We start from the raw sequence: 10,778 nt of genomic DNA on the forward strand, positions 1-10,778 counted from the left end.
GGGCCACCCGGGGCACCAGGCGGGCAACCGCGTCCGGGCGGGACGAACACGCTGGCCATCGCGTCGCTGGTCCTTGGCATCACCTGGCTGTGCTGGATCGGAAGCATCCTCGCGGTCGTCCTGGGACACGTGTCGCTGTCGCAGATCAAGCGGACAGGCCAGAGCGGCAGGGGCATGGCCATCGCGGGACTGATCCTCGGCTACATCGGCATCCTGGCCGGAGCGATCGTCATCATCTTCTTCGTGGCGCTCGGCAACGAGATCGGAAACGAGATCGAGGAAAAGCGGACGCGCGTGGTGCTTGAGGCGAGCGGCTCCGGCGGCGCGACCAGAGCAGACATCACCTACTCGTTCGGCAAGGACCCTTCGCAGGCCACCAGCCAGCCGCTTCCGTGGCGGAAGGCGGAATCCCGGAACGTCGGCGGCTCTGACGTCCTTCAGGTCAATGCCCAGAACTCGGGCGAACGCGGCTCGGTCACTTGCCGTATCAGGGTGGACGGCAAGGTCGTCACCAGTAACACCTCCACCGGTCCTTATGCGGTCGCGTCATGCTCGTACAACCGCTGGAGCCAGTAAGGCACCCCACCGCTGGTCGCTCACACGCCGCTTCGGGCCCGCGTCGGGCGGGTGCGGCGGCCGAGGGCGGTCTGGCCCCACGGCTTGGTGATCGAGAGGATGACCGCGAACAGCGCCAGCACCGGGGAGATCATGGCGAGGTACGGGGTGGCGCCGAGCGCGTCGCGGATGTCCGCCATGGGCCGTCCGGCCTCGACGAGCGCGTGGCCGTCGACGGGGACCGCCTGCCAGGCGCTGATCGGCAGCACCATCAGGACGAGCATGAGGGCGAACTTCGTCGCCACCCACCACCGGCGCAGCAGGCCCCAGCGGGTCCCGGCGGCAAGCACGATGCCGGAGAAGAGGGCGAGGAACGCGGCCGGGCCGAGGAAGACGGCGTCGATGACCAGCATGGCGGTGAACATGGCCCCCGCCATGCCGGGGTCGTCGGCGGTGACGGCGGTGATGCCGAGCGTGCCCTGCACCGTGATGATCCCGAGCCACGCGACCGAGCTCGTCACGTGGACGACCAGCACGATCTTGCGCACCCTCGGGGACAGCTCCCGGCTACGGCCACCGCGCACGTACGCGGTGGACGGCGGCAGCCATGCGAGCGCCGCGGCGATGATCTGGCCCGCCGCGCTCGCCAGCGCTAGCCCGACCGCGGCGTCCGTCCGTTCCACGGTGTCCAGCTCGCCCGGCTCGGTGAACACGAGTGTCGACGACATCAGGACGGTGAGCCCGGCCTGCACCGCGAGCATCGTCCGTCCCCATTGCCGGTCGGCCATGGCGGCGAAGAAGAGCAGGGCCGTCGACCACATGAGGGGCCAGAACGCCGTGCGCAGCGGCGCTCCGGCGAACTGATCGAGAAGCATCGCCGCGTTCAGGAGCAGGGCGGCCAGAACGGAGACGGCAACAGCCGCACGAAGAGTGAGGGGCATAGCGCGACGCTAAGGACGCGCACACCACGAAAGCTTGGAAAATTGGGACAGGCCATTCAGGACGGAAGCGAGAACCCATCTGACCTGGTGACGAATTCCGTGGGGGTGCAGGCGGCCAGCGAGCGGAAGTCGGCGTCGAGGTGCGCGTGGTCGTAGTACCCGCACTCGGCGGCGATGCGCGACCAGGACCGTCCCGGCATCTCGGCGTGCAGGCGCACGGCCCGCCGGAAGCGCAGGACCCGCGCGAGGCTCTTGGGCGGCAGGCCGACCTGGTGATGGAACCTGCGGGTCAGGTGCCGGCGGCTCACCCCCAGCTCGGCGGCCAGCTCACCGACCCCGACGCCGCCGCCGGACCGGCTCAGCCGCCGCCACGCCCACGCGACCGCCGGGTCCGGCGGGGCGGTGGCTGCCGTGCGCTCGCCGAGCATCTGGCCGATCAGCCGGAACCGGGCGTCCCAGTCATCGGTGGTCGCGAGGCGCTCGACCAGCTCGTCCACCACGGGACGGCCGAGCACTTCGGCGAGTTCCACCGCCGCGCCGCTCAGCGCCTGCATCGGCACGCCGAGCACGCGGTACGCACCGAGCGGCGTCAGGTGGAGCTGGAGGCTGTGCACGTCACCGGCGTGGACGGTGCGTCCCGGCCCGTCATTGAGCCCCACGACGAACGCCGAGGCCGTCGCGGGCACCGCCCCGGACGCCCCGGCCGCGAACCGTAAGGGGTCCCCGAGCCGGACGATCAGCTTCACGTCCCCGCCCGGCGCCAGCCGCCGCGCCCGCGCCTGCGCGAAGTACCCGCGATACCCAAAACACCGCAACACCGACCCATCCGGCAGTAAGGGCGCCGAACACCGCACCAACTCCACGCGTGCCACTCCTCCCCCGACGCATTTCCGCGATCGCAACCTCGGCCGTGGCGCCTGCTAGCGAAGGGCCTTGAGCACGTATGGGGCCTCATCGGGGTGCAGCCGCAGCTCGGTCCGCCCGTCCTCGGACCGGAAGGCGATCTCCGACTCGTCCGCCGTCACCAGGGCCAGCGGCCCGGGGGCGAACACCACCGCCTTGTCCTTGTCCTGCCACATCACCGGCCCATCCCCCAGACAGAGCCTGCCGACCTGGCGCCGGCCACCGGTCAGCTCCGGATCCTTGAGGACACCAGGGACCGCGACCGGTTCGCCCCGCTCCAATCTGTCGAGCCGACGCCGCCGGCGCCTCCCCCGGCCCAGCGCGGACCAGTCGATCGCCGCCACCACATGTCCCACCAGGGCGATCAGCCCCCGCAGGAGGCCTGCCAGTAACTCCATACCCCTCATTCAATGACCTCGTGGCCGGTTCGGACAGTGGCAAAGGTCCGGCGATGTGTCGAAGCGCGCGCAGCGCCATTCGTCTAGAGGTAAAGCCCCAAAGGCCCCACGTGAAGGAGGAGCGTCATGCACGCCGACATAGAAGTCGCCTCGATCCCGGTCCCGCGCAGCCTGGCCGAGCGGCGGGCCTTCGCTCGAAAGCGGCTCGAATCCAGCTTCCAGATGTGGCTGGCCACCGGCAGCGACGGCCACGGTGCGCATCTGATCCCCGTGGCCCTCGCCTGGGACGGCTCGGCTCTGTATACCGCGACCTTCGTGAAGAGCCGCACCGTCGCCAACATCAAGGGACACCCACAAGCGCGGGTCGCTCTCGGCGACACAGCCGATGTCGTCATGATCGACACCAGCGCGACGCTGATCAACGTCCCCGACATCGACGCCGACATCGCCGAGCGCTACGCCAAGGTCTCCACAGACCCCCGCACCTACCCGGAGGGCACGTTCGTCTACCTGTGCCTGCACCCCACGCGCATCCAGGTCTGGAACGGCCTCCACGAATTCGCCGGACGCACGGTCATGCGCGACGGCCAATGGCTGGACACCCCAGTCGACTGACACGCCCCGTCCACAGCAACCAGCCATCGGTCAGACCAGGTCGTCCACGACAGGACGGCTGGGCGCGCGGTACGCACCGAGCGGCGGACATGCTCACGTCCAGACGCGGCTGTTGTTGATCTCTTCTTTGGCACGGAAGGCCTCGGCCAGATCGAATGACAGCAGGTGCGCGAATGCCCCGAGGAGGAGAACGAGGTCAGCGCAGGTTTCGGCCAGGACGACGGTCCGGCCGCCCGGGTCGGAAGGGGCGCCGTTGAGCTTGCGGACGGCCCGGCACAGCTCTCCGGTCTCGATCGCCGCCCGCACGCACAGTCCGGCCACATCGAGACCAACAAGATCGCTGCCGGCCATGCGGGCGGGTAGATCAGCCAGGGTGACGCGACCGGTCCCGGGGAAGCGATCGGCGACAGTGCGCTCAAGGTCGATACCGGCACGGTTGAGGATCGAGGCCAGCAGGATCAACACGTCGACGCATTCCCCTGGGACCTCGTCGTCCTCGCCACTGGCGGCGGCCAGTTCACCGATCTCCTCAGCGAGTTTGAGGCATTGGGAGCCCAGGCTGAGCCCGGCCAGGCCGCGCTCGATCTCCATCTTCTCGACGTACTCCTGCACATCGGCGAGGGTCGCATCAGGACGAAGCGGCTGCATCACAGGCCATCTCTGAGGTTGGCGGGGCAGGTGAGGCAGCCGACGGTAGCAGCCGCTCTCCAGCCGTAGGTTGGCACGTGTGGGCGGCTATGACTTGATCGCGTACGGGGGCAACGCGGAGGATGTCGTGCTGATGCGCGCCTTCGCCGGCCACCGGGGCGGGTTCTTCGTGGACGTCGGCGCCGGTGAGCCCGTCAGCGGCTCGCTCACCAAGAACCTGGTGGACGCCCTGGGCTGGCGAGGGGTCAACATCGAGCCGTTGCCGGACCGCCACGCCCACCTGGAGCAGGCCCGACCGGGCGATGTGAACCTGCGGGGCGGCCGTGGGGGACGAACCGGGCATCACGACGTTCTTCCGGGTCGTCCCAGGGCGGGGAAAGACAGGCGGCGGCGGTCTCAGCACCCTTCGCAGGGACGTCCTGGAAATGCATCTCGCGGACGGTTGGCGCCATGAGGAACTGCGCGTCGAGGTCGTCACTCTGGAAACCGTCCTTGGCTCGTATGCGAATCCAGGATTCGACCTGCTGAAGGTCGATGTCGAGGGGGCGGAGGCCGCCGTCCTTCGCTCTGCCGACCTTCGGGCGTGGAGACCACGGGCGATCGTGGTCGAGGCGACCGTCCCGCTGACGGCCCGGCCGAGCCACCAGAAGTGGGAGCCTCACGTCCTAGAGGCCGGGTACAGGCTGGCGCTCTTCGATGGCCTTAACCGCTTCTACGCACGCAACGACGAACCAAAGCTGCATGAGCGGCTTGCCGTGCCCGCCAACGTGCTGGACAACTACATCCCGTATGCGTGCGCCCGCCGGGCCGGGCTCATTGGGCCAGAGTGAGCAGGTCAGGACGGTGGTCGCGGAGCCACTGCGTGATCCACGCGCCGTCGCTTCCGGCGAGTCCGAGGACCGGGGTGTCGATGAGGCGGCGCAGAATCATCAGCGGCAGCAGTGCGGTCAGGGCGTCCTGGTCGACGGCGTCGGTGCCGTAGCCCTCGATGAGCGGGCCTGGGTCTGCGCCGCGTGGCATGTCGACGGCCAGGGACCAGGCGAGGTCGAGCATCGGCGGTCCGGACTCGGTCGCGCCCGGGTCGAGCAGCCCTGTCAGGACGTCGCCGTCGAACAGCGTGTTGTGGCACACCGCGGCGTCGCCGTGGATCGCGGTCATGGGGAGGCCCCGGCAAGCCGCGGCGAAGTGCTCCGCGATGTCCTGGTAGGCGTCCGGGACGGCGGTCCGTGCCCAGCCCAGCAGGACACCCAGCGCGCCGGGAGCGTCCAGGCGCAGGCCGTCGCCGGGCCGCCGGGAGTGCCAGAGCCGGAGCTGACGGCCCAGTTCTCGCTGACGTGCGGGCGTCGGGTGGTCCGCCTGCGTGCCGGGGAGGCGTTCCAGGACGGCCCACCACGATTCCCCGACCGTTCCCGCGTCCAGCAGGCGTGGCGCCCGAATGCCGATCTCAGTGCGCAGCCCCTCGAAGTGCTGGACGGTCTCCAGCCGTTCGTGCAGCCGCCGCCTCACCTTCACCACCGTCCGCACGCCCGGCACCACCCCGGCCGTGTCGAGCGTCCCCAGCGCGGCAGCCAGGTCCGGTGGGCCGTCGAATGCGGACTGGCCAGCGCGGCCGTGACGGCGGCCTCGATGAGCGCGTCGGGTACGCGGCCGGTCGGGATCAGCGCGCGGCGGTCACCGGCGTCCAGGGGACCGCAGACCGGTGTCCGCAGTCGCCTTTCCCGACCCGCTACTCGGGACGAGTCGCGGGCCGGGAAACGCACTACAGAACGGCGAGTTTGGCCGCCAGTTTGGGGGTTGGGGCAGTGTCTCGGGACCGCCAGGCGTAGCCGTCCACCTCCTCTGCCTGGACGACGACCTTGGGCTCCTTCACCCAGAACATCCAGCGGAAGTCGGCGTGCCAATGCCCGGGCTCACCCTTGGCGTGGTTGGCCGGGATCATGTGTACATCGATGTCCACCGGGGTGACGTCGTGACCGGGCGGAGGGACAGCGCCATGCCACGAGATGCCGGTCTCCTCCTCCAATTCGCGCAGGGCTGCGTATGGCAAAGATTCCTCCCCCGGCTCCAGGTGACCGCCGGGCAGAAGCCACCTGCCGAGCGCCTTGTGCTGGACGAGCAGCAGTCGGCCCCTGTCGTCGATGACCGCGGCTCCGCAGGTGACGTGTCCCCCGTTGAACTCCTTGCGTGAGGTCAGGTCGGCCCCGGTCTCCAGTGCGGCGGTGAACGGCTTGAGGTGGTCGGTCTCGTCAGGGTGGGCGGCCAGGTAGCGGGCGGTGGTGGTGCGGATCTCGTCGGTGCTGATGCTCATGACGTCCTATCGAAGTAGCGCAGCCAGGTCGCGGCGATCAGGCTGCGTTCGGTCCTGTCCAGCTGATGCAGGCCGGACTCGTAGCCGTCGGCTGCGGCCAACGTGCCGAGCGCCGCCAGGATCTCGGCCTGCACGAGAAAGATGAAAGCGCCGACGCTCGCTCCGTGGAGGAAATTGACGGCGTTGCCGTCGGCCAGGACATAGAAGTAGTGGCCCGTCCGGGCGTACCGGGTGACGTGCGGACCGCTGGGGGTGCGTTCGTACAACCCGTCCAGCGCCTCCAGTTCCAACTCGTCGTCGCTGCTGGTGACGCTGGCGATGTACGCGCCGTTCGCGACCCGCGCGAAGTCGTCTTCCTTCAGGGCCAGATTCCCCGTGGCGCAAACGATGACCCCGGCTCCGGAAATCGCCTGTCCGAGTGCGGGGGCCGTCCGGAACCCTTGCGACATGGCTTGAGTTCGCTGCACCGGGTCGGAGTCGTAAACGGTGACTCCCACATGGCGAGCGTGCAGCATCGCCGCGATCGAGCGGCCCAGCTTGCCGTACCCGATGACCGCTGCTGGACGCCCTTGCAGGATGTCCCCGCGCGAGCGGATCAACGCTTCGGCCGAGAACGTCACCGATTGGCCGACCAGGTAGTCCTCAGGATCTTTCAGCGGAGAACGTGCGACGCTGAATACAGGGCACGGCAGCTTGCCCAGCGCTTCGTATCGCCGGTGGCCGTTCTCGGTGTCCTCCACAACCCCGATCAGACGACCCGAGAAACGCGCGCACAGGTGCTCCAGACTCGGCGCGAAGTATCCACCGACGTCCAGTAACACGACCGGCCGCCCCGCCGCCCGCGTCTCCAGGTAATCCAACGCGTAGCCGGGGTCGGAGAATGCGGCCCGGTCCAATTCGTCCACCGGCATCTTCCCGGTGATCTCATGGAGAACGGTCATATCGATCGATTTGGGCTTGGGTAACACGGCCGCGATCTCGGCCAGCCGCCCTACCGCCCGGAGAAATGCGGGCCGTTCCCCGAGCAGATGCGTGATCACCACCGCTGATGCGGCGCTGTCGGCCTGGTATCGGGTGGTCACCTTGCGGAAGAATGCCTCGGCGCGCGAGATTTCGAAGTCTTCCAGCGCGGTCACGCCTCGGCCTTCCGAAGGTGGACGCACCCCAGCGCGCTCTTGATGAGCACCGGTGCGTCAAGCTGCCGCTGACGGTCGGTCGCACGTGCCCCGAACGGCCGATCCAACAACCCCATCCGAACCCCTCCTCGCATGTTCCAGCAGGGTGCGTGCTGTCCAGAACGTTAAGGTGGGGTGCACATCACGGACTACAGACTTGCGAAGATTTGCGTCCAGCCTCCTCGACGGTCAGTCGAGCGCTTCGAGGGCCGCATTGATCAAAGCCCGGGCCGGAGCGCCCACAACAGAAAGATCGGCCAGTTCCCTGTAGCCGCTGACATAGACGGCTACTTCGCTGGGTGCGGTAAGCGTGACCTGTGCCGACAGCAACTCAACGTGCACGCGCTCGTCATCGAACACCGTGAAGGTCTCCAAAGGCCACATACGGCGCTGGCATGCCGCGAAGGGGACGATACCGAGTGACACCGAAGGCTGCGACATGACCGACAGCAGATGCCGGAGTTGTCCAGCCATAATTTCGGTGTCACCGATCTGGTAGCGAAGCACGGATTCCTCGATGAGAACCGTGAAACGGTGGTCTCCTCGACGTAGTACTTCATTCCGTGCTAGCCGTGCCCCTACCGCAGCCTCCACATCGTCGGGTGTTCCTTGAAACCGCGTGATGTCCGTCAGGAGTGCCCGTGCGTAGGCGGAAGTCTGGAAGAGACCGGGGACCACCGTGGAGCAGTAGACCCGCATAAGACGGGTCTGCTCATAGAGCGGAACACGAGAGTCTTGGATGTGGCGCAGCCCCGTCCGGTGAAGACGTTGCCATTCGATGTACATCGAATCGGCCGCCCGAGAGGCGGCTATCAGGTCAGCGACTTGACCGGGGGCGGCGCAGACCGCGCACCAGGTGCGAACGTCCTCGTCAGAGGGCGCCTGCTGCGCTGACTCGATGCGGGACGTCTTGGACTCGTGCCAGCCGGCGGAGGCCGACAACGCCCGCGCGGTCAGGTTGGCGTCCAATCTGAGCTCGCGTAGACGCTGCGCGACGTCCCGCCGCGCCCGCTGAACACTGGAGGACGGTGAAACCGGCATGATTCATCGAATACCGAGGATCAGGCGGGCCGGTACTCAGCATGGTCGATCCCGCGTTCCCATACGGCCTCGAAGGCCGCGGCACACAGCTTGACAAGTGACGCATCATCTGAAAGCTCGTCTTCGACGATCTCACCATCGCCCGAGAAGTGATGGAGGCGGACCAACCGGTCGTCGAACAGCCAGAAGTCGTTACCGGGAAGGCAGAGGTCAGATGCGCGCCGCCGGGGCAGCCACCGCACTTGCTCCCCCGCTGCCAGGTTGAGCGCGGGCGTAATCTCGTACTCGAACCGGGTGAAGGCGGCCAGCGGCTCGGATACGATCCGTGCACGCCGAAAGCGCACCCCTCGGGCAACATGTTCGCGGACGAGTTCGAGCCAGCCGGGATAGGCGGGCTCCTCAATGTTCACCCGACCGGCCAGCCATTCCTGGAAGACCGGGTCAGCGGGTGTGTAGGCGTCCCGCATCTCCAGATGCACGGCCGAGGACGTCGTCGCCGCGATCAGTTCACTGAACGGGGGGACTGTCGATGTCACTGAGCGCCTCCAAGATGCGGGTCCGCATGCGGGCGGGCAGTCGTACGACGGACTCGTACGTTGCGATCGGGCTATGTTCGGCAACCTGATCCAAGTCGGCCGATGAAGAGACGGTGGTGCCCTGGAACACCAGGTCACCGGTTTCCTCGTCCACGAAGACCGCCGGACAGTGGTCCCCTCCCGTGCCCGGGTCGATCGCGAGGAACCGTAGCCGCATGACGTCCTCCCACCTTCGAGTCTTGCGATGATTCGCTGCCCAATTCCCCGGGCTCATGCCCTGGGGAATTCTTCCGCTACCTCGATCAGGGCAGGTCGTACCGGCCACGCCGGATGTCAGCGAAGAGCGCCGTCATCGCGGCCACACTGAACTCATGGCGCGGGCCACGCGGGTTCCTGCTGTCCCGTGCGGCAACTGCGTTCGCAATACGTGCCAGCTCGACACAATCCGGACCACCGTTTCCACTGCGGGAAGACTTCTTCCAATTCACATTTTCCATCGATCCACTGCCCTCGATATAAGCTCGATTGATTGTTCTCTCGGAAGTGCCTTGTCACGAAGCGCTTCCCAGACACGTTCCATCGTGGCGACACTCTCGGGGTGTTCGAGGACATCGCCACTGAATGCATCGTCCACCCAGGCGAATCCCCGACCGTCCATAGTCGCGATGTGGAAGTTGCCCGCTAACCCGGCGTACTCTCCCACCGTCGACGGAACAATCTTGATCCATACGTTCGGCCATTCGGCCATATCTAGCAACTTGAGGAGCTGGTCGTGCATCGTCTTCGGACCACCGATCGGCCGATACAGAGCACCCTCGTCCAGGACCACGACGACGATCGTGTCGTTCTCAGGCGCCAGAACCTCCTGTCGCTCCATCCTTTTCTGAACCTGCTTCTCTACGTCATCAACCTTCCTTCCAGACGACCTGATGACCGCACGCGCGTATTCCGGGGTTTGAAGCAACCCGGGCACGAGAAGCGGATGATGTGAGCGAAGCGATGTCGCATGCTCTTCGATCTCGCGCCATCTGTCCATGTACTCCGGCGCGCGCTCGTCCTTGACGAGGTCCCTGCCGATCTCCTCCAGAAGCCCCTTGGTGTCGAAAATCTCGTCCAGGCGCCGCAGGTCGTCGGGTTGCGGGACGCGGCGTCCGGTTTCCCATGCTTTGACGAGAGATTCGCTTCTATATACCAGTTTGGCCAGCCCCGCCGGGGTCATCTCCTTGCCGGTGTCGGGATCACTCATTGATCCGCGAAGGCGCCGGATCTGCTTAGCAAGGAATGTGCGCGGCGTCATTCGGTTGTTCGCCATGTGCGGATACACCTCGGTACACCGGGGGCTGAGGTCTTGTCATTCTGCTGTGGTCGTGCTTCCTATCGTCAAGCCTAACCCCGTCCCTCCACGCTGGGAACCGCAAATCAGCAGGTGGATGGGAAGGGAGGGCGGGCGGAATGATCATTCTTCCGAGTGAGAAGGGCAGTGCGAAGAGGGCCCGCGATCACGTTGCGGAGATCGCGGAGAGCTGGACGGTCGACAACGACGATGTGCGCTTGATCGGGTCGGAGTTGGCGACGAACGCGATCCGGCACGCCAAGACCGACAAGATCCGGGTGGCCGCCTACTCGCGGACGCACGCCTATGTCGTGGAGGTCTGGGA

The 10,778-nt window shown here is 67.0% G+C and carries 15 protein-coding genes and 1 pseudogene; 4 read left to right on the forward strand and 12 right to left on the reverse strand.

Going from position 1 to position 10,778, the window contains the following annotated elements; genetic code table 11:
* A partial coding sequence (locus tag E1264_RS43900; protein ID WP_165964507.1) for an MmpS family transport accessory protein occupies positions 1 to 576 on the forward strand: 576 nt, incomplete at its 5' end.
* A 20-nt stretch (positions 577 to 596) separates the two neighbouring features.
* Here the strand turns inward: E1264_RS43900 and E1264_RS33290 are convergent.
* The 3 genes from E1264_RS33290 to E1264_RS33300 form a co-directional block, all read right to left on the reverse strand.
* Positions 597 to 1,496 carry a hypothetical protein gene (locus tag E1264_RS33290; protein WP_132179893.1) on the reverse strand — a complete coding sequence of 300 codons (900 nt, stop codon included), beginning with the start codon at positions 1,494 to 1,496 and terminating at the stop codon, positions 597 to 599.
* 56 nt (positions 1,497 to 1,552) lie between these two features.
* Positions 1,553 to 2,314, reverse strand: coding sequence for a helix-turn-helix domain-containing protein (locus E1264_RS33295; protein WP_132179895.1), 762 nt, complete (start codon positions 2,312 to 2,314; stop codon positions 1,553 to 1,555).
* A 102-nt stretch (positions 2,315 to 2,416) separates the two neighbouring features.
* On the reverse strand, positions 2,417 to 2,797 hold the full coding sequence (locus E1264_RS33300; RefSeq protein ID WP_132179897.1) for a hypothetical protein: 381 nt from the start codon (positions 2,795 to 2,797) through the stop codon (positions 2,417 to 2,419).
* A gap of 126 nt (positions 2,798 to 2,923) precedes the next feature.
* On the opposite strand from E1264_RS33300, the gene E1264_RS33305 reads away from it, so the two are divergent.
* Positions 2,924 to 3,412, forward strand: coding sequence for a pyridoxamine 5'-phosphate oxidase family protein (locus E1264_RS33305; RefSeq protein WP_132179899.1), 489 nt, complete (start codon positions 2,924 to 2,926; stop codon positions 3,410 to 3,412).
* A 93-nt stretch (positions 3,413 to 3,505) separates the two neighbouring features.
* Here the strand turns inward: E1264_RS33305 and E1264_RS33310 are convergent, their stop codons facing one another.
* Positions 3,506 to 4,024 carry a hypothetical protein gene (locus tag E1264_RS33310; protein ID WP_132179901.1) on the reverse strand — a complete coding sequence of 173 codons (519 nt, stop codon included), beginning with the start codon at positions 4,022 to 4,024 and terminating at the stop codon, positions 3,506 to 3,508.
* Positions 4,025 to 4,383: 359 nt separating this feature from the next.
* On the opposite strand from E1264_RS33310, the gene E1264_RS33315 reads away from it, so the two are divergent.
* On the forward strand, positions 4,384 to 4,890 hold the full coding sequence (locus E1264_RS33315; RefSeq protein ID WP_132179903.1) for an FkbM family methyltransferase: 507 nt from the start codon (positions 4,384 to 4,386) through the stop codon (positions 4,888 to 4,890).
* Here the strand turns inward: E1264_RS33315 and E1264_RS33320 are convergent.
* From E1264_RS33320 to E1264_RS33355, 8 genes are all read right to left on the reverse strand, one after another.
* Complete coding sequence (locus E1264_RS33320; RefSeq protein WP_165964508.1) at positions 4,874 to 5,584, reverse strand: phosphotransferase; 711 nt, start codon at positions 5,582 to 5,584, stop codon at positions 4,874 to 4,876. The genes E1264_RS33315 and E1264_RS33320 overlap by 17 nt on opposite strands.
* A gap of 235 nt (positions 5,585 to 5,819) precedes the next feature.
* The gene (locus E1264_RS33325) at positions 5,820 to 6,368 is read right to left on the reverse strand and encodes an NUDIX domain-containing protein (RefSeq protein ID WP_132179907.1); all 549 of its coding nucleotides are present in this window, start codon (positions 6,366 to 6,368) and stop codon (positions 5,820 to 5,822) included.
* Positions 6,365 to 7,504 carry an adenosylhomocysteinase gene (locus E1264_RS33330; protein ID WP_243711319.1) on the reverse strand — a complete coding sequence of 380 codons (1,140 nt, stop codon included), beginning with the start codon at positions 7,502 to 7,504 and terminating at the stop codon, positions 6,365 to 6,367. The genes E1264_RS33325 and E1264_RS33330 overlap by 4 nt, the downstream gene beginning before the upstream one ends.
* A 228-nt stretch (positions 7,505 to 7,732) precedes the next feature.
* Positions 7,733 to 8,584, reverse strand: coding sequence for a helix-turn-helix transcriptional regulator (locus E1264_RS33335; RefSeq protein ID WP_132179909.1), 852 nt, complete (start codon positions 8,582 to 8,584; stop codon positions 7,733 to 7,735).
* Positions 8,585 to 8,604: 20 nt separating this feature from the next.
* Positions 8,605 to 9,120, reverse strand: a complete 516-nt coding sequence (locus E1264_RS33340; RefSeq protein WP_132179911.1) for a DUF6879 family protein — start codon at positions 9,118 to 9,120, stop codon at positions 8,605 to 8,607.
* Positions 9,092 to 9,337 (reverse strand): hypothetical protein, encoded by a 246-nt coding sequence (locus E1264_RS33345; RefSeq protein WP_132179913.1) that lies wholly within the window; start codon positions 9,335 to 9,337, stop codon positions 9,092 to 9,094. The genes E1264_RS33340 and E1264_RS33345 overlap by 29 nt, the downstream gene beginning before the upstream one ends.
* An 85-nt stretch (positions 9,338 to 9,422) precedes the next feature.
* Complete coding sequence (locus E1264_RS33350; protein ID WP_132179915.1) at positions 9,423 to 9,617, reverse strand: DUF397 domain-containing protein; 195 nt, start codon at positions 9,615 to 9,617, stop codon at positions 9,423 to 9,425.
* Complete coding sequence (locus E1264_RS33355) at positions 9,605 to 10,432, reverse strand: helix-turn-helix transcriptional regulator (RefSeq protein ID WP_132179917.1); 828 nt, start codon at positions 10,430 to 10,432, stop codon at positions 9,605 to 9,607. The genes E1264_RS33350 and E1264_RS33355 overlap by 13 nt, the downstream gene beginning before the upstream one ends.
* Positions 10,433 to 10,572: 140 nt before the next feature.
* On the opposite strand from E1264_RS33355, the pseudogene E1264_RS33360 reads away from it, so the two are divergent.
* Positions 10,573 to 10,778: pseudogene (locus E1264_RS33360) on the forward strand (ATP-binding protein); the annotation flags it as partial.

The organism is Actinomadura sp. KC216, from assembly GCF_004348535.1.
Lineage (GTDB): Bacteria > Actinomycetota > Actinomycetes > Streptosporangiales > Streptosporangiaceae > Spirillospora.

What these genes read in the sequence shown, in the direction of transcription:
- E1264_RS33350 (WP_132179915.1), bottom strand. Translation starts at nt 9,617, where the DNA reads ATGGAAAATGTGAATTGGAAGAAGTCTTCCCGCAGTGGAAACGGTGGT.
- E1264_RS33305 (WP_132179899.1), top strand. Translation starts at nt 2,924, where the DNA reads ATGCACGCCGACATAGAAGTCGCCTCGATCCCGGTCCCGCGCAGCCTG.
- E1264_RS33290 (WP_132179893.1), bottom strand. Translation starts at nt 1,496, where the DNA reads ATGCCCCTCACTCTTCGTGCGGCTGTTGCCGTCTCCGTTCTGGCCGCC.
- E1264_RS33325 (WP_132179907.1), bottom strand. Translation starts at nt 6,368, where the DNA reads ATGAGCATCAGCACCGACGAGATCCGCACCACCACCGCCCGCTACCTG.
- E1264_RS33345 (WP_132179913.1), bottom strand. Translation starts at nt 9,337, where the DNA reads ATGCGGCTACGGTTCCTCGCGATCGACCCGGGCACGGGAGGGGACCAC.
- E1264_RS33300 (WP_132179897.1), bottom strand. Translation starts at nt 2,797, where the DNA reads ATGGAGTTACTGGCAGGCCTCCTGCGGGGGCTGATCGCCCTGGTGGGA.
- E1264_RS33335 (WP_132179909.1), bottom strand. Translation starts at nt 8,584, where the DNA reads ATGCCGGTTTCACCGTCCTCCAGTGTTCAGCGGGCGCGGCGGGACGTC.
- E1264_RS33355 (WP_132179917.1), bottom strand. Translation starts at nt 10,432, where the DNA reads ATGGCGAACAACCGAATGACGCCGCGCACATTCCTTGCTAAGCAGATC.